Here is a 25,658-nt window from a genome sequence, read left to right as displayed (position 1 = left end):
GCAAAGCCCTCCCGCCCAAAGCGCAGGCTCATGCCGTCAGGCGCGCGGCAAGGCAGGTGAGCGCCAGTTTACCGCTGACATTGCCTGCCAGCAGCCGGGCCGTTTTTCCGGCTTCCCCTGCGCAGCGCGCGGCGCGGGCCGGGCTTACAGGGCTTTGGGCCGCCTCGCTGCCCCGCAGTGAAGCGCTACACACGTTCAGCAGCAGGCCAAGAAGCGCCTGTGTGCCCGCGCGGTCTTTTTCATATTTGGAAAGCAGCGCCAATGCGCCGTAAACGTCCTGTTTTTCGGCCAGGCCCGCCAGCTTCAGCGCGTCCAGCAAAAGCGTCCGCCCGGCCGCGTCCTCCAGGCAGCGCTTCGCACTGCCGATCTTCCCACCGAACAGCGCCGCATACCGAGCGGCCTCAGGCTCCTTTGGAAAGTGCTTCTTCAGATACGCCGCGCACACCTCCTCGGCCACGGGGGCCAGGGAATAGGCGCAGCAGCGGCTGCGGATGGTGGCCATCACGTTCGCCTCGCTGGGCGCCGTCAGGATAAACAGCACACCCTCAGGCGGCTCCTCCAGCACCTTCAGCAAGGCGTTGGCACTGGCGCCGTTCAGCTTGTCCGCGCCTTTGATGTGCACGGCGCGTCCCCCAGCGGAGAGCGCGGTGTTGAATATCTCCCGCCGCACCTCGCGCACACGGTCCACGCGGATATCCCCGGAAACGCCTTCGCCCGCCAGCAGCAGGTATTCCGGGCTTTGACCCGCCAAAACCTGAGCGGCGGAGGCGCCGCCGTTTGGGTAAAGGTAATCCGCGGCCAGGCAGCGCGCGGCAAAGCCCGCGCCTGTGCCTGCCTCGCCGCAAAGCAGGATACTATGAGAAAGCCGCCCGGCCGCAAGCGCGGCCGAGAGGCTTTCCTTGAGTGTTTCATTTCCGAGCAGGGAATCCAGCGCAGCCATTACAGCTTTTCAAAGCGTTCCACGTTGGTGACGAACACCGTCGCGCCGCCCACAGTCACTTCCAGCGGATAGGCCGTCGTGACACCGATGCCGTAGCTGGCGGTGCTGGGCACCACCTCTTTGCGCTGCTTGGAGCAGGAGGCGATCAGATCAATGCACTTATCCACCTTTTCATCGTCGGTGCCGATGAGCAGCGTCATGTTGCCCGCCATCAGGAAACCGCCCGTAGTGGACAGCTTTGTTACCGAAAAGCCGCCCTTCGTCAGTGCGTTACAAACAGCATTTGCGTCTTCCTTGTTGACGATCGCGGTGATCATTTTCATAACAATACCCCCTAAACATTACAGGGCGCGGGGTGCGCCTTCTGCTTACTTTCATTTTAGCACAGATCGCACGAAAAATCCACTGCCGCGCGGGTGCAGGCACAAATTCCCCGTGTCAGCGCCAGTTGCTGCGGTTCTGGTTCTGCCAGGTACGGCGCGTCTTATGGTATTTGATCTCCTGCTTGACCGTGCGGAAGAAATCCCCGCCGAAAAACAGAAGAAAGTTTGCCAGCGAGAGCAGCACCGCCGCCCGGGTGCTCCAGCCTCCCATCAGCAGGTCGATGAGACACAGCGCGCCCGAAAACAGGGCCATATACTTCATCTTAATGGGGATGATGAAGAACAGCAGCACCTGAAAATCAGGGTAGAGCATGGCAAAAGCAAAAAACAGCGACAGGTTGATGTAGTAGCTGGTGCCGTAACCTGTGAGCGCAGCCGCCAAGATGGCCCCGAGCATGCCGCACAAGTAATAGACGTTGAACTGGAAATCGCCCCAGGTATTTTCCAGTGTGTTGCCGATGAGATAGCAGAAATAAAGCGTCAGCACAAGGCCCAGCGGGCTGGTGCTCTGGGGAATGAACACAAAGGTGAGCAGCCGCCACACCTCGCCGTGCATCACGGCGGCCCAGTTCAGCGAAAAACGGCTGAGCAGCAGGATGTCTGGGTTGAGCAGATTGGCCAGATACACCATGGCCTGCCCCGCGATGATGACCAGCATCAGATGGGGAATGCAGATGCGGCCGAATTTCCGTTCGAGCTTATAGACCCATTTCATGAAACGTTTGGTTCCTTTCTCCACCGCCCGCGCCGCGGGCGGATATTGCTTTTTGTTGAATCCGCCGCGGGCGGAAAAAACCGGCGGCGATATAAAGATATTGTATCAAAACCTCTTTCAGTATTCAACAATTAGTTATGTACAAACTGTAACATTCGCGGAATATTGTGGAAAACCGGGGCCTATTTTACGCCCTTTTCAACGCTTTCCACAGGGTTTTCAACAAAAGCTGTGGAAAACCCGCTATACTCGGTGTAAAACTCGGTTGAAATGTTGAAAGTTTTCCTTGTCCGTGTTGAAAAACGCTCCGCGCCGGATCCCGGCGCGAAGCGAAGCATGGCATGTACTTTTGTTTTGAAGTATGCAGTTTGGGCGCATATATATTTGAAGCTGCCGCATGAAAATATATATTTTCTAGAGATGGGGCTTCAAATCTTTTTCTCACGGGCTCACCCACAAAATATTGGGGATGTGTTTGCCGCCTTATGCCGACGCATCTTTATCCGCATTTGGAGAAACCGCAGTTGCGGCAGATGACACAGCCTCCCTCATGCTCCACGGGGCCGCCGCATTCGGGGCAGATATGTATCTCCGACGCCGCGGCAGGCACATGGCTGCCGCGGGGTCCGGCCGTGGCCGGGCCGCCGGCCGCCGCGCGGCGCTGCCCGGGCGTGGGCTCCGCCTCAGGATGCTGGACAGCGTTGTTGTTTTCACGGATGAAACGGTCCACTTTGGCCAAAACCTTAGCGATGGCGTCCGGGCAGGAGGTGCAGCTCATGCCCTGCTGGCGGATTGTGGACGGACAGCGGATGCCCTTGAGCTGGTCATACACTTCCTCCACGCTGATGCCACTGCGCAGCGCCACGCTGGCAAGGCGGGCCGTTGCTTCGCTCTGGCTGGGGCAACCGCCGGCCTTGCCTGTACTGGTAAACACCTCGCAGATGCCGTTTTCATCGTAGTTCACCGTGACGTACAGATTGCCGCAGCCAATCTTCATACGCTCGGTAAAGCCCATAGTGATGGCCGGGCGCGGGCGGGGCACGATGCGTCCAAAGGGATGCTGCGCGGCGGCTCCTCCTTCTTTTTTGACGCTGCCGATGTTCAGCACCTGGCTGTCCCGGCTGCCGTCCCGGTAGATGGTGACGCCCTTGCAGCCCATTTTATAGGCCAGCATATACACTTCAGCCACTTCCTCGCGGGTGGCGGAGTGGGGAAAATTCACGGTCTTGGACACCGCGTTGTCCGTGTGCCGCTGGAAAGCGGCCTGCATCCTGGTATGATATACCGGGCTTACGTCGTGGGCACAAACAAACACACGGCGGATGTCCTCGGGAATCTCCGCGATATGGGCGATGGTACCTTCTTTGGCGATTTTGCGCATCAAAGCGTCGGAGTACAGTCCGCGCTCCTGCAGCTTTTCCCGCAGCACCGGGTTTACCTCCAGCATCTCCGTACCGTCCATGATGTTGCGGATATACACATAGGCAAACACAGGCTCCACGCCGGAGGAGCAGCCGCCGATCATGGACAGCGTACCCGTGGGCGCGATGGTGGTGACGGTGCCGTTGCGCAGGAGATCGCCATCCTTGTAGATGCTCTCGGCAAACAAGGGGAACGCACCGCGCTGGGCCGCCAGCGCAGTACTGGCCGCGTGCCCCTCGGCGTTGATAAAGGCCATCAGCTTCTCCGCCAACGCAACGCCCTCGTCGGAATTGTAGGGCACCCCCAGATACAGCAGCATATCGGCAAAGCCCATCACGCCCAGGCCGATTTTGCGTGTGGCCCGTGTCACCGCGCCAATCTGCTCCAGCGGATAGTTATTCACGTCAATAACGTTGTCCAAAAAATGTATGGCCTGGCGCACAGTGTCCCGCAGCAGGCCGTAATCCACGGCATAGCCTTCCGGCGTTTTTGCAAGCATTTTCACCAGATTGATGCTGCCCAGGTTGCAGCTTTCGTAGGGCAGCAGCGGCTGCTCACCGCAGGGATTGGTGGATTCGATCTCCCCCTGGGATGGAACCACATTGTCCCGGTTCAGGCGGTCCAGGAAGATGATGCCCGGCTCGCCGTTGCGCCATGCCGCGTCCACGATCTTTTCAAACAGCTCCCGGGCGCTGCGTTTGCCCACCGGGCGCCGGGTCTGCGGGTCGATGAGGTCGTAGTCCCGGTTTTCCTCCACGGCCTGCATGAACGCCTCGGTGATGCCCACCGAAATATTGAAATTGGTGATGTCCCCGTTCACCTTTTTGCAGTCGATGAATTCCAGGATATCGGGATGGTCCACCCGCAGGATGCCCATGTTCGCCCCGCGCCGGGTGCCGCCCTGCTTCACGGCCTCGGTAGCCATATTGAACACGCGCATAAAGCTGACGGGGCCGGAGGCCACGCCGCCTGTGGAATTGACGGGCGCGCCGTTCTGCCGCAGACGGGAGAACGAAAAGCCCGTGCCGCCGCCGGATTTGTGGATGAGCGCGGCGTTTTTCACCGTCTCGAAAATCGCCTCCATGCTGTCCTCCACAGGCAGCACAAAGCAGGCCGAAAGCTGCCCCAACGGGCGGCCCGCATTCATCAGCGTGGGAGAGTTTGGCAAAAAACGCAGGCTGGTCATCAGCTCGTAAAAGCTGTCCGCCAGCGCAGCAGTATCCGCGTTTTCATCATAATTCCGGTCTTCCGGCGCCACGGCCGCGGCAACACGGCGGAACAGGCCCGCCACATCCTCCGTGTGGTTGCCCTCCGCGTCCTTGGCCAGATACCGCTTTTCCAGCACCTGCAGCGCATTTTTCCCAATGTCTTCGATCGCCATTTCTTTTCCTCACCTTTCTTCAATTCTCCAATTATCATACGCTTTTCATTCTAACACCATATATTGTGTCTATCAAGAGAATTCCGGCTCATCCGCACATAAATCTTGTAGAACTATTTCTGCACTTTTTGTGCGGGGTAACCAAAGCCGGCGGCATACCGCCCGCCGGGACTCTCCCGTGCCGCACAAAAAAGGCCGCACCCCGCCGAAAACACGGAACGCAGCCAAAATATGCTTTTCTGCCGGGCTATTGGTCCAGCTCCGGCGGGGTGAAGCCCTCGCCGAACACCTCGCTGGCCTCGGTGATCATCACAAAGGCGTTGGGGTCCACTGCATGGGCCGCGTTGCGCACCTTGAATATCTCCGCCTTGCCGCAGGCACACAGAATAAGATGCCGCTCAATGCCCGAATACGTACCGATGGCCTTGATAAGCGTTGCACCCCGGCCCGTTTCCTCATCGATCTTCTTCGCAGTGGCATAGCCGTCGGTGGTGATGATGATGGCCAGCTTGCCGCTGCCCGCGCCGTAGATGATCTTATCAATGATCACCGACGCCGCATAGGTGGAGATAACGCCGTACAGCACTGCGTCGATGTTGCCGAACACAAAACCGCCCAGCACGATGACAACAAGGTCCGTCATCAGCGTCACTTGGCCCATGGAGAAATGCGGCTTGAGCTTTTTGATGGTGACGATGAGGAAATCCGTGCCGCCGGTGGACGAGCCGCGCATATAGATCAGCGCCAGACCTGCGCCCATAAACACACCGGAAAAAATGGCCGCCAGGAAACTGTTGCCCGTGTACAGCGGCGTCAGCGGGAACACAAGGTCCAAAAACAACGTGGAAATGACCATCGTCTTGAAACTCTTGAGCAGAAACTTGCGCCCCACCACCTTATAGCTGATGATGATGATGGGAATGTTGATGATAAGGGTCATCGTGCCGATGGGCAGATCCCACAAATAATTGCAGATCAGCGCCAGGCCCGACACGCCGCCGGGCGCAAAATCTGCTGATTTGGCAAACGTATAAACGCCGATAGCAAACAGGATACTGCCCACAACATCGTATACCGTATCCACGGCAAAGGTCTTGAGCGCCTGTACGCGCTGGGCCTTCGTGCGCTTCGGCCTCTTTTGCTGCTTTTCTTTTTTCATAAAACAGACGCCTCCCTTTCCACACACCGCCCGCACTGTCTGCGCGGGCGCCGCGCGTTGCTCCGGCACCCAAACGCCGCCGCGCACTTTTTATTATACACGATTCGGGCCGCAAAACAAAGGGGATTCTTTGGCGGCAAATTGCGGAAAAGGGATTGACAGGCGGAAAGAAAGGGAATAAAATGAACATTGTTCAGTTTGGAGGTCGAACTCGATGAATAAAACTGCGACGTCCCGGCAGGCGCTTCTGGAAGCCGCGCGGGAGATCGCGCGGCGGGACGGGCTGGGACACATCAGCATCCGCCGCACGGCCGCCATGTGCGGCGTGTCTATCGGCACTGTATACAATTATTATCCCGCCAAGGCGGACCTTGTGCTGGCTGTGATTGAAGATTTTTGGAAACGCGTGTTCCACGGCGGCCTCTCCTGTGATTTTACCCATGGCTCGGATTTCAGCGCCGTATGCGGGCAGATCTATACCGCGCTGCGCACGCATCTGGCCCAGTTTGAGCACACCTTCCTGCGGGAGCTGGCAAGCCTGAACGAGGCCGAGCGCCAGCAGGGAAAAGCGCTGGAAATGCAGTATTGGGAGCACATTCGAGCGGGCATGCTGGCTGTACTTGCCAGGGATGCCCGTGTGCGGCCCGGCGCATTTACGGAGGCTTTCACCCGTGAGCAATTCGTATCCTTCGTATTCGGCACGATGATGTCGATGCTGCGGGCGGACAGAGAGGACGCCTCGTTTTTGCAGGAAGTCGTCTGCCGCCTGATTTATTGATGCAGGCAGTGCGGGCCTTGCACTGAAAAAGGAAAATTCCCCGTGCCCGGGCAGCCGGGTGCGGGGAAATACACTCATCAAAATGAACATCGTTCAGATTGGAGAGAAGCATATGCAGGCAATTATGGAAACTCTGTTCGACGCCGCCTATCTTGTCACGGTGGTGACGCTGGGGTGTATCATGGTAAAAAGCGCGCAGGACCGGGAAACGAAATTATTCGGCTGGATGGCCGTCATTCTGGGCTGCGGCGATGCATTTCATCTGGTGCCCCGGGCCTGGGCGCTGTGTACCGACGGCCTGGCGGCCCACGCGGCAGCACTGGGAGCGGGCAAATTCATCACGTCCATTATAATGACAATATTTTACGTTATTCTTTACCATATTGGAAAACGGCGCTATGGCCTGCACATCCGGGCGCTGACGGGCGCCGTATACGCGCTGGCCGCGGCACGCATCGGATTGTGCCTGTTCCCGCAGAATGCGTGGCTTTCGGCGAACCCGCCGCTGTCCTGGGGCATCTGGCGCAACGTTCCGTTCGCACTGCTGGGCGCGCTGGTCATCGTGGTATTCCTGCGCGGCGCGCGGCAGGCGGGGGACAGGGCCTTCCGCTGGATGTGGCTGGCCATCGTGCTCAGCTTCGCGTTCTATATCCCGGTGGTGCTGTGGGCCGACATCGTTCCGCTCGTGGGCATGCTCATGATCCCCAAGACCTGCGCTTATGTGTGGGTGGTCTGGATGGGCTTTTCGGATATGCATCGTAAAAGGAAGGAGACTGTCAAATGAAAAAATTGCTGAACACCGCATTCATTTACGCTTTGGCCGCGATGGCCGGCGGCGTATTCTACCGTGAATTCACAAAATTCAACGGGTTTTCCGGGCGCACGGCGCTGGGCCTGGTACACACGCACCTGTTCCTGCTGGGAACGGTGTTTTTCCTGCTTGCCGCGCTGTTTTCCAAAGAGCTTGACTGGGCCCGGGGGAGAAACTTCCGGCTGTTCTACGGGCTGTACAATACCGGGCTTTGCGTGACGGCGGTAATGCTGGCCGTGCGCGGCGCGGCACAGGTACTGGCGCTTCCGCTTTCCCGCGGGATGGACGCGGCAATCTCCGGCGTCGCGGGGCTGGGACATATCTGCCTGGGCGCAGGGCTTGTGGTGTTTTTCCTCTCCCTGAAAAAAACGGCGTGCACGGCCAATGTGCAATAATTAGCTTTAAAAAACAAAAGCCAGCGTTTTTCTCTTCGAAGAACGTTGGCTTTTTTATTTTCCTTTTTCATCGGAACGCCCCGCAAGATAATCCAAGGATACCCCGTAAAAATCGGCCAGCGTCATCAACGCGTCGATGGGAATCGCGACACGGCCCAATTCATACTTTGAATATGTGGTCTGCTTAATGCATAACAAGTCCGCTATTTCCTGCTGAGTCTTATCGTTATCCTCTCGCAGCGCGCGGATGCGCGTCAAATCCATTGCCTTCACCCATGTTTACTATACCCTAGTCTTATTGTGACTATTGAAATTTAGTCGCAATTGGACTGTTATAGTAAAGAAAGGAGGAAATAGAATGGACAGCAAACATTTAGAAGAATTGACTAAAACAATTGCTGAGAGAAATGGGACCACGCCAGAAGCAGTACGCCGGGAAATGGAAGCCGCACGAAACAGCGCATGGGATACCGACGATTCCAGCGCTCGCGGTCGTCAAAAAGTATTGTTTCCCGCTGGAAAGCCGCAGCTTTCGGAATTTCTGGAGGTTATCGCAAAAGAAATCAAAAAAGCATAATGTCTCTTTTTTGATTAAAAGAGCGCCCCGCACCTTTCGGTGCGGGGCGCTCTCTGCTTTACTTCGCTTGTGCCGATTATTCGTACAGCTTGGCAAGCTTGCCCAGGTACTCGTAGCGGTCCTTCGCGGCGTCGGCTGCCTTGTCGAACAGCACCTGCGCACGCTCGGGGAAGGCGCGCTGCAGGCGGCTGTAACGCGTCTCGCTCTCAATGAATTCCTTGTAGTCCGCCGTCGGCGCTTTGCTGTCGATGGTGAACGGGTTCTTGCCCTCGGCCTTTTTGCGCGGATCAAAGCGGAACATGTTCCAGTAGCCAGCCTCAACGGCGCGCTTCATCTCATTCTGGCAGTTGGTCATACCGCCCTTGACGCCGTGCATCTCGCAGGGGGCATAGCCAATGATGAGGGACGGGCCGTGATAGCTCTCGGCCTCCGTGATGGCCTTGATGGTCTGGTTCTTGTCCGCGCCCATGGCGATCTGCGCCACATACACGTAACCGTAGCTCATGGCGATCTCGGCCAGATTCTTTTTGCCGATGGCCTTGCCCGCCGCGGCGAACTGAGCCACCTGACCGATCTGGCTGGCCTTGGAGGCCTGGCCGCCGGTGTTGGAGTAAACCTCGGTGTCAAAGACCATGACATTCACGTCTTCGCCGGAAGCGAGCACGTGGTCCAGACCGCCGAAACCGATATCATAGGCCCAGCCGTCGCCGCCGAAGATCCAGACGGACTTCTTGGCCAGGTACTGCTTCTGCTCCAGAATTTCAGCCGCAAGCGTGCAGGCCTCGCAGTCGCAGGTGGCCTTGCCGGCAGCCTTCAGGCTCTTCATATGCTCCAGCATAGACGCGGCGTTGTCGCCGAACTTCGCCTTGCCCTCGGCGCTCTCCAGGAACGTGATGCCTTCCTCTACGGTCAGCACGCCGTTCTCCAGCGCGGCAATATACTTATCGGCGGCGGCAGGGTTCAGCTTGCCGTCCTCCATAGTGTCCAGCCATTCCTGCGCAGCGGCCTTCAGGTCGGGCAGCGCGTACTCAACAGCGATCAGCGCACGGGTCTTGTCGGCCAGGCTCTCGCGGATGGTCTTCTGGCCCAGATACATGCCGAAGCCGTGCTCTGCGTTGTCCTCGAACAGGCTGTTTGCCCAGGCCGGGCCCTTGCCGGACAGACGGTTGCGGGTGTACGGGGACGTTGCGGCCGGGCCGCCCCAGATGGACGAACAGCCGGTGGCGTTGGAAATATACATACGCTCGCCGTACAACTGGGTAATCAGGCGGGCGTAGCTGGTCTCGGCGCAGCCCGCGCAGCTGCCGGAGAACTCAAGCAGCGGCTGGTTGAACTGAGAACCCTTGACGGTCGTCTCGGCCATCATGCCCTCTTTCTTGCCCACGTTGGCTACAGCATAGTCGAACACTTCCTGCTGGGCCAGCTGGCTCTCCTGAGGCATCATCTTCAGCGCCTTGCCGGGGGCCGGGCAGACGTCGACGCAGACGCCGCAGCCCATGCAGTCCAGCGGAGAGACCGTCATGCCGAACTGGTAGTTCTCGCAGCCCTTGCCGGTCATCGGCTTCACCTTCAGCGCGGCGGGGGCGGCGGCAACTTCCTCGGCGGAGAAAGCAAACGGACGGATGGTGGCATGCGGGCAGACATAGGCACACTGGTTGCACTGAATGCACTTTGTAACATCCCACTCGGGCACGCTCACGGCAACGCCGCGCTTCTCATATGCGGAAGCACCCTGCTCGAACTGGCCGTCCACATGGTCCACGAAAGCGGAAACCGGCAGGCTGTCGCCGTCCATCTTGTCGACCGGGAACAGGATCTCCTTGACCATCTTGACGGTGGCGGGGTTGCCGGCCAGCTCGTGGTCGCCCTCGGCGTCGTTCGCGTCGGCCCAGGAAGCCGGCACGTCGATCTTGACGAAAGCGTCAAAGCCCGCGTCAATGGCCTTGTAGTTCATCTCGACGATGGCGTCGCCCTTCTTGGCAAAGGACTTGTAGGCCGCTTCCTTCATGAACTTCAGCGCGTCTTCCTTCGGCAGCACGCCTGCCAAAGCAAAGAAGGCGGACTGCAGGATGGTGTTGGTGCGCTTGCCCAGGCCAATTTCGATGGCCTTGTCGATGGCGTTGATGGTATACAGCTGGATGTTGTTCTTGGCGATATAGCGCTTCGCCTCGGCGGGCATGTGGTGATCCAGCTCTTCCGGCGTCCACTGGCAGTTGATCATGAACACGCCGCCCGGCTTTACGTCGTTGACCATCTTGTAGCCCTTGATGACGTAGGACGGGTTGTGGCATGCCACGAAATCGGCCTTGTTGATATAGTACGGCGCGCGGATGGGCTTGTCGCCGAAGCGCAGGTGGCTGATCGTCACGCCGCCGGTCTTCTTCGAGTCATACTGGAAGTAGGCCTGGATATATTTGTCGGTATGGTCGCCGATGATCTTGGTGGAGTTCTTGTTGGCGCCGACCGTGCCGTCGCCGCCCAGGCCCCAGAACTTGCACTCGACGGTGCCTTCGGCAGCCGTGTTGGGCGCGGGCTTCTCCTCCAGAGAGAGGTAGGTGACGTCGTCGTTGATGCCCAGTGTGAAGCGCTCCTTCGGAGCGTCCTTCGCCAGTTCTTCATATACGGCAAACACGCTGGACGGCGGGGTATCCTTGCTGCCCAGGCCATAGCGGCCGCCGATGATGGTGCCCTCGCGGCCCGCTTCGCGGAACGCGGCCATAACGTCCAGATGGAGCGGCTCGGCCAGAGCGCCCGGCTCCTTGGTGCGGTCCAGCACCGCGATCTTCTTCGCGGTGGCCGGAATGGCGGCCAGCAGCTTGTCGGCCGCGAACGGACGGTACAGGCGGACCTTCACCAGACCGACCTTCTCGCCCTTGGCGGTGAGGTAATCAATGACTTCCTCGGCCACGTCGCAGATGGAGCCCATGGCGATGATGACGCGGTCTGCGTCGGGAGCACCGTAGTACTCGAACAGCTGGTAGTTGGTACCCAGCTTCGCGTTCACCTTGCCCATGTATTTTTCCACAATGCCGGGCACGGCCTCGTAGAACTTATTGCAGGCCTCACGGTGCTGGAAGAAGATATCGCCGTTCTCGTGGGAGCCGCGCATAGCGGGGTTCTCGGGGTTCAGCGCATGGGCGCGGAACGCCTTCACCGCTTCCATGTCCGTCATTTCCTTCAGGTCGTCGTAATCCCAGACCTCGATCTTCTGGATCTCGTGGCTGGTACGGAAGCCGTCGAAGAAGTTGATGAACGGCACACGGCTCTCCAGCGTGGCCAGGTGCGCCACAGCAGCCAGGTCCATGACCTCCTGCGGGTTGGACTCGGCCAGCATGGCAAAGCCCGTCTGGCGGCAGGCATATACGTCGGAATGATCGCCGAAGATGTTCAGCGCATGGCTGGCCACGGTACGGGCGGAAACATGGAACACGGCGGGCAGCAGCTCACCGGCGATCTTATACATGTTGGGGATCATCAGCAGCAGGCCCTGGGACGCGGTGAACGTGGTGGTCAGCGCGCCGGCAGCCAGGGAGCCGTGCACGGTGCCGGCCGCGCCCGCCTCGGACTGCATCTCAACAACTTTCACTTCGGTGCCGAAGATGTTCTTCTGGTGCAGGGCGGACCACTGGTCCACCTGGTCGGCCATGGGGCTCGACGGGGTGATGGGGTAGATGCCGGCAACTTCGGTAAACGCATAGGCTACATGAGCCGCAGCGGTGTTGCCGTCCATAGATTTCTTGGATCTTGGCATTTTTCTTCCTCCGGTTCTTTCTTTATTCCCCCGCGGCGGCAGATGATTCCGGGCGGGGGGTGGTGTGAGCAGAAACAGGCGTTTTGCGGGGGCATCGTTTCTGCATTACGCTCGTCATTATTGTAGCAAAGTTTTGCGGGAAAGTAAACAAGGGGCAGGGGATTTTTATGGGGAACCGCGGCCATTTTTACAAAAAAATCCCACCTTCACACCTCCATGCGCCTCCTTTTACACGGATTTTACGCCCCGCATTTGACACGCCGCTTTCAATCCAGTATATTATAAGGTAAATATCCGGGCTTATGCGCCCGCATTCTATGGCCCGCGCTCCGGCGGCGGGCGGAAAGAAGGAGTTTTTTTCAGATGGACCCTGATGGTCTTAGTATCCTCATCGCAACAGCTTCCACGTTTGGCGCGCTTGCGGCGGCTTACCGCGCGGGCGCAGTGTCCGCAAGCGAACCGGAGCGGCAGCAGAGTGGCATCCTTGGGTTTTCCGACAGGATGGCCGGGCTTTGCGCGGCATTTGTGTTTGCGTGCGGATTTTTTGTTTACGGCTTTCTTCGCATTTTTGCACAAGCTCCCTGGTGGACGCTTCTGTGCCTGGCGGCGCTGGCCGCGCTGGCCGTGCTGCTGTACAGCCTTGGCCGGGCGAAGGGCCGCATAAAGGAGAAAAGCGGCTTCACGGCCGCCTGTATGCTGGGTGCGCCGCTGGCCGCTCCCGCGAAGCTGGTGTTCAAGGCGCTGGGGCTCTCGGCCCAGTCCGACGTAACAGAGGAGGATGTGCTCTCTTTCGTGGACGACGTGGAGGAGCACGATCTGATAGACGAAAGCCAGAAGAAGATGATCACCAACATCTTCGAGCTGGACGACGTGACGGCAGGCGACGTGATGACCCACCGCACTGAGATCGTAAGCGTGGAGGAAAACACGCCCGCCGCCGACGCGGTACGCCTTTCTCTGGAGCACGGATTTTCGCGCCTCCCGGTATACCGCAAGTCACTGGACGACATTGTCGGCATTTTGTATGTGAAGGACCTGTTCGCGCTTTGGGACACGCCGGAAAAGGCGCAGGCCCCGGTGAGCCGGTTCATGCGCGGCGCGATGTTCGTGCCGGAAGCCTGCCGCGCCCAGGAGCTGCTGGTGGATTTTAAGGTAAAGCACACGCAGATCGCCGTGGTGGTGGACGAATACGGCGGCACCAGCGGACTTGCCACGATGGAGGACGTCCTGGAGGAGATCGTGGGCAACATCCAGGACGAATTTGACAACGAGGACGAGGACCTTGTGGCCACCGAGGACGGGTTTGTTGCCGCAGGCAGCGCGGACCTGGAGGAAGTGTTCGAGGCCTTCGGCCTGGAACCGCCCGATGAGGACGAGGACGGCGAGGCCGATTTCGATACCGTGGGCGGCCTGATCATCGACCGCTTGGGCCGTATCCCCGCAGCGGGGGAAGATGTGACGCTGGAATACGGCGGGCTGGAATTCACAGTGCTGGAAGTGGAGGACCGGAGAGTGGGCAAGGTAAAATGCACCCGCACTCCGGAGCTGAACCCCGAAAATGACGACGACGAAGAAGAGGATGCATGATGGCACATTTTGAAAAACGGCTTTCGAGCGAGACAAAATTCGAGGGACGCGTCATCACCGTGACGCTGGACAGGGTGGAACTGGAAAACGGCGGCACCAGCACCCGGGAGGTGGTACGCCATCACGGCGGTGCGGGCGTTGCAGCGCTCAACGACGAGGGTGAGCTCTATCTGGTGCGCCAGTACCGCTACGCGCTGGACCGGGAATTGATCGAGATTCCTGCCGGCAAGCTGGAAAAGGGGGAGGACCCATTGGAAGCCGCCAAGCGTGAGCTGGGCGAGGAAGCGGGCCTTGCCGCCGCCGAATACCGGGACCTGGGGTATATCATTCCCACCTGCGGATATTGCAGCGAGATCATTTACCTGTATGCGGCCAAGGGCCTTTCTCCCGTGGGGCAGCACCTGGACGCGGACGAATTTCTCTCGGTGTTCACGCTGCCGCTGGACAAGGCCGCGGAAATGGTTCTCTCCGGTGAGATCACCGACAGTAAGACCGTAGCCGCTGTACTGAAGGTGAAAGCCCTGCGGGACGCGGGCCGGTTTTAAACAGTTTCAACACGCGGAGCACGGAAAACGGCAGTCCCTGTTCTGCCAGACAGAACGGCCGCGCCCCTGCGGCGGCATCTGCCGTTTTGGAAAGGAGCTTTTCGGAATGAACGTTGCTTTCTGCACCTGCCGGGACACAAAATGTCCGCTGAACCCCGTGAACCACGACAGGGGCTGCACGCCCTGCATTGGGAAATGCCTGCGGGAAGGTGAGCTGCCGAGCTGCTTTTTCAACGCGGTGGCCCCTTACCGGGGACCGGACGCGGATTATACCTATCAGGGCTTTGCACAGCTTGTGCTGGAGGCGGAGCGGCCCTGCACGGCGGGCCCGCGGCAGGCGGGCGCGGAGCAGATGCAATCTCCGCCGCCGGAAACTTAAGAACATCCACAGGATATTTTTTCAGGCCATGCGGCCGCTTTTCACGCGGGCTGCGGCCGGGGGAATCGTTGGGATGAAAAACAGCGGCCGGATACTTCCCGGCCGCTGTTTTTTCTGTGCGGAAAATCTTATTTCTGCATCACGGCGCCTTCGTTTGCGCCCGACACCAGCTTTGCATAGCGCGCCAGCCAGCCTGTGGTCTCCTTAGGTGCAGGAGCCGTCCATGCCGCGCGGCGGCGCGCCAGCGTATCGTCGTCCACGCGCACGCCGATACGCCCGCCCGGGATGTCGATATCGATGACGTCGCCCTCCTCGATGAGCGCGATATTTCCGCCCACGGCGGCCTCAGGCGCCACATGTCCGATGGACGCGCCGCGGGACGCGCCCGAGAAGCGTCCGTCGGTGATGAGCGCCACGGATTTGTCCAGCTTCATACCCGCCAGCGCGCTGGTGGGATTGAGCATCTCGCGCATACCGGGGCCGCCCACCGGGCCTTCGTATCGGATGACCACCACATCTCCCGGCTGGATGCGGCCGTTGTAAATGGCGTCGATGGCGCTTTCCTCACCGTCGAACACCCGCGCGGGACCGCTGTGCACCAGCATCTCGGGAGCGACCGCGCTGCGCTTCACCACGCAGCCGTTCTGCGCAATGTTGCCCCACATCACGGCGATGCCGCCCGTCTTGCTGTACGGGTCGTCCGCGGGACGGATGGCGTTTGTATCGCGGTTCTGCGCGCCTGCAATGTTCTCGCCCACAGTTTTGCCCGTCACCGTGGGCAGACTTGTATCCAGCAGGCCCAGCCCGGCCAGCTGCGCCATGACAGCGGGCACGCCGCCCGCGGCGTACAGGTCCTCGATATGCGTGGGGCCGGCCGGAGCAAGGTGGCAGAAGTTGGGCACCTTCGCGCTCATTTCATTGAAAGTCTCCAGGCTCATAGGCACATCCGCCTCGTTGGCAATGGCCAGCAGGTGCAAAACGCTGTTGGAACTGCAGCCCAGCGCCATATCCGTGGCCAGTGCATTTCTGAATGCCGCCGGTGTCAGAATATCCCGGGGACGCACCCCGTCCCGCACCAGATCCATGATGCGCATGCCCGCGTGCTTTGCCAGCTGCGTGCGCGCCGCGTATACCGCAGGGATGGTTCCGTTGCCGGGCAGCGCCATGCCAATGGCTTCGCACAGGCAGTTCATGCTGTTGGCCGTATACATACCCGAGCAGCTGCCGCAGCCGGGACAGGTGTTTTTGGTGTAATCGTCCAGCACGTCTTCGCCGATGATGCCGGCCTTGTAGCTCCCCACCGCCTCGAACATCTGGGAAAGCGAAACGTGGCGCGTGCCCTGCCGGCCCGAGAGCATCGGCCCGCCGCTGACGACAATGGACGGGATATTCAACCGGGCCGCGGCCATCAGCATGCCGGGCACGATCTTGTCGCAGTTCGGCACCAGTACCAAGCCATCAAACCCGTGGGCGCGCGCCATCGTCTCCACGCTGTCGCAGATCAGCTCACGGCTGGGCAGGGAATACTTCATACCGATATGGCCCATGGCGATTCCGTCGCACACACCGATGGACGGTACCAGGATAGGAGTACCGCCCGCCATGCGCACGCCCGCCTTGACAGCCTCGGCCAGCTTGTCCAAATGAGCATGGCCGGGTACGATCTCGCTGTACGCGCTCACAACGCCGATCAACGGACGGTTGATTTCTTCATCAGTATAACCCAGAGCATAAAAAAGGCTCCGGTTCGGCGCACGTTCAGCGCCTTTCAGTACGGATTCGCTGTTCAATTGCATGGTGTTCCTCTCCTTTTTTTGCTTTTTTCCCCACCGTATCCCATGTACAATAGACGCGGTACTTTTTAACTAGCCGCAATGTACCAAAAACGGCGCACAGCCAAGGCCGCGGACGGGCGCTGAACGCTTTCCCGGGCCCGGCCGGCGCTCCGCGGCCTTTCCGTTCGCGCCTGCGGCATCGGATGAAGCCTTCGGAGCTTTCCGCCGCGCGGCGGAAAACCGCTGTTTTTATACACTGATACTATAGCACAGGCGCGGCAAAACTGCAAAGCATAAATGTGTATCGGTTGCAACCCCGCCGGGGAACGGGTATAATGAGGGCAGAGCGCCGCCGCACGGCCGCGCCATTGTCCGCGCGGCGCGGGCCTCCGGGCTCCGTCCCGGCGGAGACCGAAGGAGACAAGCTATGAATATCCTGATCGTAGGCTGCGGCCGCGTGGGCCGCAGGCTGGTACATGTGCTGGAGCGGCTGGGGCACGATGTTTCCGTGCTGGACGAAGACGCCGCCAATCTGGCTCTGCTCAATGAACTGGAGCCGCCATTTTCCGGCATGGCCGTGGCGGGCGTGCCCATCGACGGCGATGTACTGCGCAGTGCGGGCATTGAGGCCTGCGACGCCGTGGCCGCCGTCACCAAGGATGACAACATCAATCTGATGGTAGCGCAGATCGCGCGCGAGCTGTTCGGTGTGAAGCACGTCATCGCCCGCGTGGCCGAGCCCTCCCGCAAAGAGGTCTACACCGAGCGCTTTGGCCTGCGCATCGTGTGCGGCACCAATCTGACGGCCCAAGGCCTGCTGGCGGGTATTCTGCAGGAGGAGGACGACGAGGACCAGTGCGTGATGTTCGGTTCCTCCACGGCAAATTTTTCAGCTGTACCTGCCGCGAAGCATCAGTGGAACCGTCCGCTTTCGTCCGTACAGCCGCCCCGGGCGGGCATGATGGTATTCGGCGTGCTGCGCGCCAACGGCACGATGGAACTTGCCAACACCCAGCCTACGCTGCATGTGGATGATAAGATCCTGTTTGCGGAACTGGCGGACTGAGGAATACTCCCGCCGCCGCGGATAGCGGCCCATGCGGGGAAACATCATAAGGAGTACACAAATATGCGTGTTTGTATCGTGGGCGGAGGCAAAGTGGGCTACTATCTTGCCAAGACCCTTCTGGAGCACGGCCACACGCCGGTGCTCATCGAGGACGACCCGGCCATGTGCCGCAAGGTGGCCGACAGCCTGGACCTGACCGTGGTGTGCGGCGACGGCACTTTTGCCGAAGTGCAGGAGAGTGCGGACGTGGCTCACTGCAGCGCCATGGTTGCGGTAACGGGCCGGGACGAAGACAATTTGATCGTATGCCAGCTTGCAAAGCAGGTGTTCAAGGTCAAGCGCACGGTGGCCCGAGTGAACAACCCCAAAAACGCCGCAGTGCTGAAAAAACTGGGCGTGGACATTGCCGTGAGCGCTACCGATAACCTGACGCACCTCATCGAGCGCGAGGTGGAGACGGCGGCCATCCAGCAGCTGCTCAGCCTTGCGGGGGGGACGGCCTCGCTCACCGAGGTGCTCATTCCACAGGGCTTCGCCCATGCGGGGAAAACGCTGGCTGAGCTTATCATCCCCAAGGATGCGGTGGTCATTTCCATCACGCGGGACGGTGAGCTGATCGTCCCCCGCGGCAATACGCAGATCCTGGTGAACGATAAAGTCGTGGTGCTGGCCAAAAACACGGCGTTCCACGAGCTGGCACAAAGCTGGAACCTGGCGGACGTAAAATAGCCCCGCACGGGCGGCTCCCGGTTTCGGCGGAAAGGAAGATCTATGGAATTTTCTGTCCCGCGGCACGGCGCCGCCATCGTCAGCGGCTGGTGCGCCGCACTGGGCGCGATGCTGTGCCTGCCGTTCTGGAAAAATTTCTTTACGCCGACGCTGGCGGTATTTCTGCTGTGGCTTGCGGCGTGCTTCGGCGTGCTGGCGCCGCGGCTGGCTTCGTCCTGCGTGCGTGTGGGCGGCAACCATCTGACGCTTCGGCGCGGCCTGCTGTTTCCCGTAACGCGGCGCATCCCGCTGCGGTTCCTTGCGGGCTGCCACATCGTGCAGACGCCGCTGCAGCGCATGACGGGCACCTGCCTGTTCTTCCTGTACTCCAGCGGCTGCACCACGTTGGTGCCCGGTATGCGCAAGGCGGACGCGGAGTGCCTTTCCGCCAAGCTGACGCACGGGGGGAAGCTGCTGTGAACAGGCAACGCCGGTTCCATATCATTTTTGCGGTCCATTATCTGCGGTACGGCCTGCTGCTGTGCCTGGTACCGATGCTTCAGGCGCTGCTTGCGTTCGACCTGGACAGCCTTTGGGCGGCGCTCCGGCAGGACGCCGTTATCCTGCTGGCCTGCGCTGCTGCGGCGCTGGCTCTTTGGCGTGCCACAGCCTTCCGGCTGGAGGACGGCGCCGTAAAGGTGACGCAGGGCGTGTTTTACCGCAGCTATCACACCTTCGGCAGAGCCAGCATCGCGGCGCTGGAGATCGCCCGCCCTTTGTACTGCCGCATGCTGGGCGCAAGCCGTATAACGCTGTATTTCAAAACGAACGCCTCGCCCAAAAGTTATTCCATGTTTCTTCATAAAAAGGACGCGGCTGCGGTGGCGGATGTTCTTCTGCCTGTGCGCAGCGATACGTCCGTATTCGAGCCCACGGGCTTTGAACGTCTGAGCTTCGTGATGCTGAGTGCCAATATCATCACCAGCAGCGCTTTTGCCCTGTGGGGTGTGAAACAGCTGGATGAGGTTCTGGGGCAGAATTTCCAGCAAATCGCGCTGGACACTTTTCATGAGGTCGAGCTGTTTGCGGCGCGGTATCTGCCCACGGGCCTGGCTTTTCTGGTAACGCTGGGCTTTGCCGTGACGGGATTCACCTTTTTGTATGCGCTGCTGCACACGGCAGGCTTTAAGGTATGCCGGAACGGCGGAGTCATCATCAGCAAAGGCGGCTTTGTCACGCTCATCGAGCGGCGTATCCTGGTGGCCTGTGTGTCCGCCTGCGATGTGTGCGTTACGCCGCCGGCGCGCCTTCTGCGGCGCTATCCGGTATACCTTTCCGCAGGCAGCTTCCGCGGAGGCGATCTGCCCGTGCTGGTCTATAAAAAAGGGGAAGAGCGGACAGTGGAGCGCCTGCTGCCCAACTTCTGCCCGCCGGACGGTCCGCTGTGCATGCCTGCACGCAAAAGCCCGGTGCAGTATCTTTGGCAGCCCGGCACGCTGCTCGCTCTTTCTTTGGCGCTGTGCGGCGTGGCCTCTTACGCAATGCCGCAGATTCTGCCCATGCTTTTCGTACCGGTGGTGCTTGCCCTCGCTGGGCTGCTGGTTTCGTTGGAGGGCTTTTTCCGTGAAGGCCTGCACAAAAACGCCAACCGCACGCTGTCCGTATGTTATACCCGTTTTTTTACCCGGCATGAGGTTTGTGTGTTCACGCCGGATCTTTCCTATACGCTGCTGGAAAACCCATTTTCCGTCAGCGGCGGACGGTGCGACGTGCGGGTGCACCTGCCCTGCGGGCTGCAGTACCGCGTGCGCGGCGTACTGCAATATCTGGCGCGGGAAATCCCGTTCACGCTGTAAGCGGCGTCACCGTGCTTTTCCGCCGCTGTGCAGGAACCGCACCGCGTTTTATTCTCATTCTTGAAAGAAGCTGATTCTTTTGTATCGAGCTGTGATATTCGATCTTGACGGCACGCTGCTGAACACCATCGGCGATCTTGCCGCCGCGGCCAATCATACGCTGGCCGAAATGGGCTTTGCGCCCCATACGGAAGAAGAATACAAATACATGGTGGGCAACGGCATTCCCAAGCTGATCGAGCGTTTTCTTCCTCCCGGGCACCGGGACGAAGCTACGCAGGCGCAGGCAGCCCGGTTGTTTTTCCCTTATTACGACGCGCACAAGGAGGACGCTACGGCTCCGTATCCCGGCATCCCCGCCCTGCTTGCCGCGCTGCACGGCGCAGGCGTAAAACTGGGCGTCGTGTCCAATAAGGAGGATGCTCTCACCAAAAGCGTTGTCAGTCATTATTTTCCGGGTCTGTTTGACGCAGTGGCCGGCCATACGCTGGGCACCCCCACGAAGCCCGACCCGCATCTTGTGAACGGCATGCGCGCCGCTTTCGGCCTTGCTGCGCAGCAGGTGCTTTATGTGGGGGACAGCGGCGTGGACATTGAAACAGCCCGCAATGCCGGGCTTGCGGGCTGCGGCGTTCTGTGGGGCTTCCGCACCGGGGACGAGCTGTGCGGCGCGGGCGCGTCCTATCTCGTCCGCAGCCCGGAGGATATCCGTGTGCTGGTGCTGGATGCCTAAGAGCAGCTGCAGCGCCGGCCGCTTTGTAATGCAGTGTTCCATTGCATTCGTCGCCCGCTGCACACCGGAAATGATAAATCCGCCGGCTTGTTGGACACCACCGGGCTTTGTCTGACAGACGTGGAAATCTTGCCCCATTATCACATATTCCTGCCGCGTTTTGAGCATTTTGAGGAAGCGCACACAGGCTTATAAACAGGAGACCGTTATCCCTCTGCTGCGCACCGACGACGGCAGAGCGTATTTTTATATTCCGACGGCCCGCGTGTCGAAGGAACGCCTCTTTCGATGTGAGGCGGCTTGCCGGGAACAATGCTCCAAATGCTGAAGCCCCGCCAGATCCCAAAAGAATCTGGCGGGGCTTTTTCTGTCCCTTCCTTTTAAGGTGCCCGTGCGCATGGTCAGAACCGGGTACCGCCGCATACAATGGTTTGACGGCGCTTTGCCGTCTTGCGGCACATCAATATAACGGGAGGCATTGACCATGGAACTGCAACACAGTCAGACGTGGAAAAATCTGCAGACCGCATTTTCGGGCGAGCTGCACGCTTGTGCAAAATATAAGATCTATGCGCTGCGTGCGCGGGAAGACGGCTACGAGCAGATGGGGAACATCTTTGATGAAACATCCCGCAATGAACAGGAACACGCCGAGATCTGGCTTAAGCATCTTTCCGGCGGCGAAGTGCCCGGCACGCTGGAAAACCTGCGGGACGCGGCAGCCGGGGAACACTATGAATGGACCGAGATGTATGCCGAATTTGCCCGTACCGCCCGCTGTGAAGGCTTTGAGGAGCTGGCGGAACTGTTCACCCGCGTGGGGAACATTGAAAAAACGCATGAACAGCGTTACAACAAGCTGGCTGCCAACATTGAGGACTGCCAGGTTTTTTGTAAGGGGCGCCCCACCGTGTGGGTGTGCATGGTATGCGGAAACGTAACGTATGCCGCATGCTCGCCGGAAGTTTGCCCTGTATGCGGGCATTCCCAGAGCTATACCGAAATCAAGGCGGAAAATTATTGAAGTAAAAAATAGCAGCATGCCCTTTCTTCATGCCATGCGGGTCTGTTTGGCCGGCACGGAAACGAACAGGGCATAAAAGATGTTCTCATTTCGTTGTCACAGCATTTTAAATGCATAAAAAACCGCACTGTACAACCGTTTTTGGCTGTACAGTGCGGTTTTCATCTGGTGACCCGACCGGGAATCGAACCCGGGTTACCGCCGTGAAAGGGCGATGTCTTGACCGCTTGACCATCGGGCCATAATACAGGATTTTGCTGAATATTGCCAAAGCCTCACACCCGCCGCGATTGCAGCAAGTACCCCGCAACTTTCAGCAAAACCCTGTAATATGGTAGCGGTAACTGGATTCGAACCGGTGACACTTCGGGTATGAACCGAATGCTCTAGCCAACTGAGCTATACCGCCACAAACAACCACAGAAAAGTGGTGCATCTGATATTATATAGAAAAGGTGCCCTGTTGTCAAGCATTTTTCACGGAAATTCCCGCAGTATTCCGGCTTTTTCGCCGCTTCGCCTTTCCAGTGTTCCCAGAGGCAAACAAAATAATTCTTTGTCTGAATCTTTTACAGGTGAAAAAGCATGGAAATCCAAATATCCCCGGCTCACATTGGAAAAGCCGGGGATATTTTCCATTATTTTCCAATTATGCTTTCTGCAATTCTGCCTTCCCACCCATGTAGGGACGTAGCACCTCGGGAATGCGCACGCTGCCGTCAGCACGCAAATTATTTTCCAAAAACGCGATAAGCATGCGGGGCGGAGCCACACAGGTATTGTTCAGCGTATGCGGCAGATAGTTTTTCCCGTCCTCGCCTTTGATGCGGATCTTCAGGCGGCGGCTCTGTGCGTCGCCCAGATTTGAGCAGCTGCATACCTCGAAATATTTCTGCTGGCGGGGGCTCCACGCTTCGATGTCGCAGCTCTTCACCTTCAGATCCGCCAGGTCCCCGGAGCAGCATTCCAGCTGTCGCACCGGGATATCCAGGCTGCGGAACAGCTCCACACTGTTGCGCCACAGCTTTTCGTACCATGCCATGCTGTCCTCCGGCTTGCAGAGCACGATCATTTCCTGCTTTTCAAACTGGTGGATACGGTAAATGCCGCGCTCCTCCAAGCCGTGAGCGCCTTTTTCCTTGCGGAAGCAGGGGGAATAGCTGGTGAGCGTCAGCGGAAGCTGGGCCTCAGGGATGAGCTGGTCTACAAAACGGCCGATCATCGTGTGTTCAGACGTACCGATGAGATACAGATCTTCGCCTTCGATCTTATACATCATGGCGTCCATTTCGGGAAAGCTCATTACACCCTGCACCACGCTGCCATGCATCATGAACGGGGGAATGACATAGGTGAAGCCCTTTTCGATCATAAAATCCCGGGCATATGCCAGAACGGCTTCATGCAGGCGGGCAATATCCCCAAGCAGGTAATAGAACCCATTGCCCGCCACACGGCGGGCGCTGTCCAGGTCGATACCGCCAAAGCGTTCCATGATCTCGGTATGATAGGGGATTTCAAAATCCGGCACAACAGGCTCACCAAAACGCTGTACCTCCACATTCTCGCTGTCGTCGCGGCCGATGGGTACACTGGGGTCCAGCATATTGGGGATGACAAGCATCCGCTGGCGTACTTCCTCCTGAAGCTCCGCCTCACGCATCTCCAACTCTTTCAGGCGGTCCGCCTGCTCGGTGACCTGCTTTTTCACAGCTTCCGCTTCGTCCTTTTTGCCTTGTGCCATCAGCGCACCAATGCTTTTGGACAGCTTATTGCGCTGTGCGCGCAGCCCATCGCCCTCGGTAATGGCTGCGCGGTATTCGGCATCCAGCGCGATCACTTCATCCACCAGCAGCAGCTTGCTGTCCTGAAATTTCTTTTTGATATTTTCCTTTACAAGTTCGGGGTTTTCCCGTACAAATTTGATATCCAGCATTATAGATTTCGCTCCTTTTCATATTTTCCCAAGAGATTCGCAAACGCCCTAAGCTGTTCGTCGGAATAGAAACTCACATTCAGGCTGCCTTTGCCTTCTTTGTACTGCACATGTACTTCAGTACCCAGAGCCTCTTTCAGGCTCAATTCCACCTCACAGGGCAGGGGAGGGAGGGTGAGTTCCCGCTTAGGACGGGGTTTTTTCGCCATTTTTTTGCAAAGCGCTTCTGCCTGGCGTACATTCAGCCCTTCTTTGACGATGATGTCTGCCGCCTGCTGCTGCGCCTCGCGGCTTTCCAGCGAGAGTACAGCTTTCGCATGCCCGGCAGACAGCTTGCCCGCGCGCAGATATCCCAGCGCTTTTTCCGGCAGGTTCAGAAGGCGAAGACTGTTTGCCACCGCGCTGCGGCTTTTGGAAAGCCGTGCTGCGGCCGCCTCCTGCGTATAGCTGCACCGTTCCATGAGCTGACGGTATCCCAAAGCCTCTTCCACGGGGTCCAGGTCCTCGCGCTGAAGATTTTCAATGAGAGCAATCTCCATGGCCTGTGTGTCCGAGATATCCTTGATCAATGCAGGGATCTCCGTCAGGCCCGCCAGGCGCGCAGCACGCCAGCGGCGTTCGCCCGCTACAATGATATATCCCCCTGCGGGGGACGGACGCACCACGATGGGCTGCAAAACGCCGTGCTCTGTAATACTGGCCGCAAGCTCGGACAATGCCGTATCGTCAAACGCTTTGCGCGGCTGATTTTTGTCCGGCTCTATTTCCGCAAGACGCAGCGTGCTGACGCCTTCATCGCCGCCGCCCGCGCCTGTATCCTGAAACAGGATGTCAAGACCTCTGCCGAGGCCTCCTTTTTTTGCCATGCGTCACGCACCGCCTTTCTTATTGTTTTTGATGAATTCCGCCGCAAGATAAGCGTATGCTTCTGCACCTTTGGACGCGCCGTCGTAGTAATTGATGGGCGCGCCGAAGCTGGGCGCTTCTGAAAGCCGTACATTGCGTGGAATCGTTGTCTTATAAACCTTATTACCAAAGTATTTTTTCACTTCCTGCACGACCTGAAGCGTCAAATTCAGCCTTCCGTCGTACATCGTCAGCAGTACGCCTTCTATCTCGATGTAAGGGTTATAGATCTTTTTGACATTTCGGATGGTGTTCATCAGCTCCGACAGCCCTTCCAGCGCAAAAAATTCACACTGAATGGGGACCAATACCGTATCGCAGGCACACAGCCCGTTGAGAGTGAGCAGGTCCAGGGAAGGGGGACAGTCGATAAAAATAAAATCGTATTGATTCAGGACCGGAGTCAAGGCTTCCCGCAGACGGGATTCCCGACGTTGCATATTTACCAATTCCAGGCCTGCACCGGACAATTGGATATTGGAGGCAATCAGGTCCACACGGTATTTTGTGTGCTGAATGCCCGCAGAGGCCGGTGCCTCCCCGGTTAAAAGCTGATACACACTGGTTTCTACGCTGCGCTTTGTCACGCCGAAGCCGCTGGTAGTATTGCCTTGCGGGTCCAGGTCAACAATCAGAACATGCTTGCCCTGCGCCGCAACACTGGACGCCAGATTTACGGCTGTTGTGGTTTTTCCCACCCCGCCTTTTTGATTGGCGACTGCGATCACTTTTCCCAACGGTTTTCCCTCCGGTCTTCTGTATACATTCAACACTATGATTTTAAAGGCAGCTTTTTCTGCTTACACCGCTGTGTTTTAGTATAACACA

Annotated in this window: 25 protein-coding genes and 2 tRNA genes; 13 read left to right on the top strand and 14 right to left on the bottom strand. The window is 58.7% G+C overall.

The window, feature by feature from the left end:
- Positions 1–28: 28 nt before the first annotated feature.
- The 5 genes from TQ39_RS09410 to TQ39_RS09390 form a co-directional block, all read right to left on the bottom strand.
- Complete coding sequence (locus tag TQ39_RS09410; protein WP_009323024.1) at positions 29–940, bottom strand: hypothetical protein; 912 nt, start codon at positions 938–940, stop codon at positions 29–31.
- Entirely contained in the window at positions 940–1,263 is a 324-nt protein-coding gene (locus tag TQ39_RS09405; RefSeq protein WP_009323025.1) for a cyclic-di-AMP receptor, read from the bottom strand. Before TQ39_RS09405 ends, TQ39_RS09410 begins: the two co-directional genes overlap by 1 nt.
- Positions 1,264–1,378: 115 nt before the next feature.
- Complete coding sequence (locus TQ39_RS09400) at positions 1,379–2,038, bottom strand: rhomboid family intramembrane serine protease (RefSeq protein ID WP_050005352.1); 660 nt, start codon at positions 2,036–2,038, stop codon at positions 1,379–1,381.
- Between the two features lie 499 nt (positions 2,039–2,537).
- A complete protein-coding gene (locus tag TQ39_RS09395) occupies positions 2,538–4,841 on the bottom strand; it encodes a vitamin B12-dependent ribonucleotide reductase (RefSeq protein ID WP_050005351.1) in 2,304 nt (767 codons plus the stop codon).
- A gap of 247 nt (positions 4,842–5,088) precedes the next feature.
- Entirely contained in the window at positions 5,089–6,000 is a 912-nt protein-coding gene (locus TQ39_RS09390) for a YitT family protein (protein WP_009323028.1), read from the bottom strand.
- Positions 6,001–6,214: 214 nt separating this feature from the next.
- Here TQ39_RS09390 and TQ39_RS09385 point away from each other — a divergent pair, with 214 nt between their 5' ends.
- The 3 genes from TQ39_RS09385 (at position 6,215) to TQ39_RS09375 (ending at position 7,984) form a co-directional block, all read left to right on the top strand.
- A complete protein-coding gene (locus TQ39_RS09385) occupies positions 6,215–6,778 on the top strand; it encodes a TetR/AcrR family transcriptional regulator (RefSeq protein ID WP_009323029.1) in 564 nt (187 codons plus the stop codon).
- A 112-nt stretch (positions 6,779–6,890) separates the two neighbouring features.
- Entirely contained in the window at positions 6,891–7,562 is a 672-nt protein-coding gene (locus TQ39_RS09380; protein WP_050005373.1) for a hypothetical protein, read from the top strand.
- On the top strand, positions 7,559–7,984 hold the full coding sequence (locus tag TQ39_RS09375) for a DUF2871 domain-containing protein (RefSeq protein ID WP_050005350.1): 426 nt from the start codon (positions 7,559–7,561) through the stop codon (positions 7,982–7,984). The genes TQ39_RS09380 and TQ39_RS09375 overlap by 4 nt, the downstream gene beginning before the upstream one ends.
- A 54-nt stretch (positions 7,985–8,038) precedes the next feature.
- Here TQ39_RS09375 and TQ39_RS09370 read toward each other — a convergent pair whose 3' ends face one another.
- Complete coding sequence (locus TQ39_RS09370; RefSeq protein ID WP_040909868.1) at positions 8,039–8,248, bottom strand: helix-turn-helix domain-containing protein; 210 nt, start codon at positions 8,246–8,248, stop codon at positions 8,039–8,041.
- 94 nt (positions 8,249–8,342) lie between these two features.
- Here TQ39_RS09370 and TQ39_RS09365 point away from each other — a divergent pair, with 94 nt between their 5' ends.
- Positions 8,343–8,561, top strand: coding sequence for a sporulation initiation factor Spo0A C-terminal domain-containing protein (locus TQ39_RS09365; RefSeq protein ID WP_009323033.1), 219 nt, complete (start codon positions 8,343–8,345; stop codon positions 8,559–8,561).
- A 76-nt stretch (positions 8,562–8,637) separates the two neighbouring features.
- Here the strand turns inward: TQ39_RS09365 and nifJ are convergent, their stop codons facing one another.
- Positions 8,638–12,312, bottom strand: a complete 3,675-nt coding sequence (nifJ, locus tag TQ39_RS09360; protein WP_050005349.1) for a pyruvate:ferredoxin (flavodoxin) oxidoreductase — start codon at positions 12,310–12,312, stop codon at positions 8,638–8,640.
- 363 nt (positions 12,313–12,675) lie between these two features.
- On the opposite strand from nifJ, the gene TQ39_RS09355 reads away from it, so the two are divergent.
- The 3 genes from TQ39_RS09355 (at position 12,676) to TQ39_RS09345 (ending at position 14,823) form a co-directional block, all read left to right on the top strand.
- The gene (locus TQ39_RS09355) at positions 12,676–13,899 is read left to right on the top strand and encodes a hemolysin family protein (protein WP_050005348.1); all 1,224 of its coding nucleotides are present in this window, start codon (positions 12,676–12,678) and stop codon (positions 13,897–13,899) included.
- Positions 13,899–14,444 (top strand): NUDIX domain-containing protein, encoded by a 546-nt coding sequence (locus TQ39_RS09350; RefSeq protein ID WP_050005372.1) that lies wholly within the window; start codon positions 13,899–13,901, stop codon positions 14,442–14,444. Before TQ39_RS09355 ends, TQ39_RS09350 begins: the two co-directional genes overlap by 1 nt.
- Positions 14,445–14,550: 106 nt before the next feature.
- On the top strand, positions 14,551–14,823 hold the full coding sequence (locus TQ39_RS09345; protein ID WP_009323037.1) for a DUF6485 family protein: 273 nt from the start codon (positions 14,551–14,553) through the stop codon (positions 14,821–14,823).
- 128 nt (positions 14,824–14,951) lie between these two features.
- On the opposite strand, the gene ilvD is transcribed toward TQ39_RS09345, so the two are convergent.
- On the bottom strand, positions 14,952–16,619 hold the full coding sequence (gene ilvD / locus TQ39_RS09340) for a dihydroxy-acid dehydratase (protein ID WP_009323038.1): 1,668 nt from the start codon (positions 16,617–16,619) through the stop codon (positions 14,952–14,954).
- 406 nt (positions 16,620–17,025) lie between these two features.
- On the opposite strand from ilvD, the gene TQ39_RS09335 reads away from it, so the two are divergent.
- The 6 genes from TQ39_RS09335 (at position 17,026) to TQ39_RS09310 (ending at position 21,988) form a co-directional block, all read left to right on the top strand.
- Positions 17,026–17,664 carry a potassium channel family protein gene (locus tag TQ39_RS09335; protein WP_009323039.1) on the top strand — a complete coding sequence of 213 codons (639 nt, stop codon included), beginning with the start codon at positions 17,026–17,028 and terminating at the stop codon, positions 17,662–17,664.
- Positions 17,665–17,727: 63 nt separating this feature from the next.
- Positions 17,728–18,396, top strand: coding sequence for a potassium channel family protein (locus TQ39_RS09330; protein WP_050005347.1), 669 nt, complete (start codon positions 17,728–17,730; stop codon positions 18,394–18,396).
- 42 nt (positions 18,397–18,438) lie between these two features.
- Positions 18,439–18,855, top strand: coding sequence for a PH domain-containing protein (locus TQ39_RS09325; protein WP_009323041.1), 417 nt, complete (start codon positions 18,439–18,441; stop codon positions 18,853–18,855).
- A complete protein-coding gene (locus TQ39_RS09320; protein WP_050005346.1) occupies positions 18,852–20,231 on the top strand; it encodes a PH domain-containing protein in 1,380 nt (459 codons plus the stop codon). Before TQ39_RS09325 ends, TQ39_RS09320 begins: the two co-directional genes overlap by 4 nt.
- Before the next feature lie 79 nt (positions 20,232–20,310).
- The gene (locus tag TQ39_RS09315) at positions 20,311–20,964 is read left to right on the top strand and encodes an HAD family hydrolase (RefSeq protein ID WP_069955725.1); all 654 of its coding nucleotides are present in this window, start codon (positions 20,311–20,313) and stop codon (positions 20,962–20,964) included.
- 484 nt (positions 20,965–21,448) lie between these two features.
- Positions 21,449–21,988 carry a rubrerythrin family protein gene (locus TQ39_RS09310; protein ID WP_050005344.1) on the top strand — a complete coding sequence of 180 codons (540 nt, stop codon included), beginning with the start codon at positions 21,449–21,451 and terminating at the stop codon, positions 21,986–21,988.
- Positions 21,989–22,154: 166 nt separating this feature from the next.
- On the opposite strand, the gene TQ39_RS09305 is transcribed toward TQ39_RS09310, so the two are convergent.
- The 6 genes from TQ39_RS09305 to TQ39_RS09285 form a co-directional block, all read right to left on the bottom strand.
- Positions 22,155–22,229, bottom strand: a tRNA-Glu gene (locus TQ39_RS09305).
- A 91-nt stretch (positions 22,230–22,320) separates the two neighbouring features.
- A tRNA-Met gene (locus TQ39_RS09300) sits at positions 22,321–22,397 on the bottom strand.
- Positions 22,398–22,465: 68 nt separating this feature from the next.
- Complete coding sequence (locus tag TQ39_RS21235) at positions 22,466–22,627, bottom strand: hypothetical protein (RefSeq protein ID WP_167541530.1); 162 nt, start codon at positions 22,625–22,627, stop codon at positions 22,466–22,468.
- Between the two features lie 10 nt (positions 22,628–22,637).
- Complete coding sequence (gene serS, locus TQ39_RS09295; protein ID WP_009323683.1) at positions 22,638–23,924, bottom strand: serine--tRNA ligase; 1,287 nt, start codon at positions 23,922–23,924, stop codon at positions 22,638–22,640.
- Positions 23,924–24,790 carry a ParB/RepB/Spo0J family partition protein gene (locus TQ39_RS09290; protein WP_009323684.1) on the bottom strand — a complete coding sequence of 289 codons (867 nt, stop codon included), beginning with the start codon at positions 24,788–24,790 and terminating at the stop codon, positions 23,924–23,926. The genes serS and TQ39_RS09290 overlap by 1 nt, the downstream gene beginning before the upstream one ends.
- A gap of 3 nt (positions 24,791–24,793) precedes the next feature.
- On the bottom strand, positions 24,794–25,567 hold the full coding sequence (locus TQ39_RS09285) for a ParA family protein (RefSeq protein ID WP_050005343.1): 774 nt from the start codon (positions 25,565–25,567) through the stop codon (positions 24,794–24,796).
- Between the last annotated feature and the right edge of the window lie 91 nt (positions 25,568–25,658).

Origin of the sequence: Ruthenibacterium lactatiformans (genome assembly GCF_000949455.1) — a bacterium.
In the GTDB taxonomy this organism is placed as follows: Bacteria; Bacillota; Clostridia; order Oscillospirales; family Ruminococcaceae; genus Ruthenibacterium; species Ruthenibacterium lactatiformans.
The sequence above is the reverse complement of the archived record's forward strand: the minus strand, read 5'-3'. Positions and strand labels throughout refer to the sequence as shown.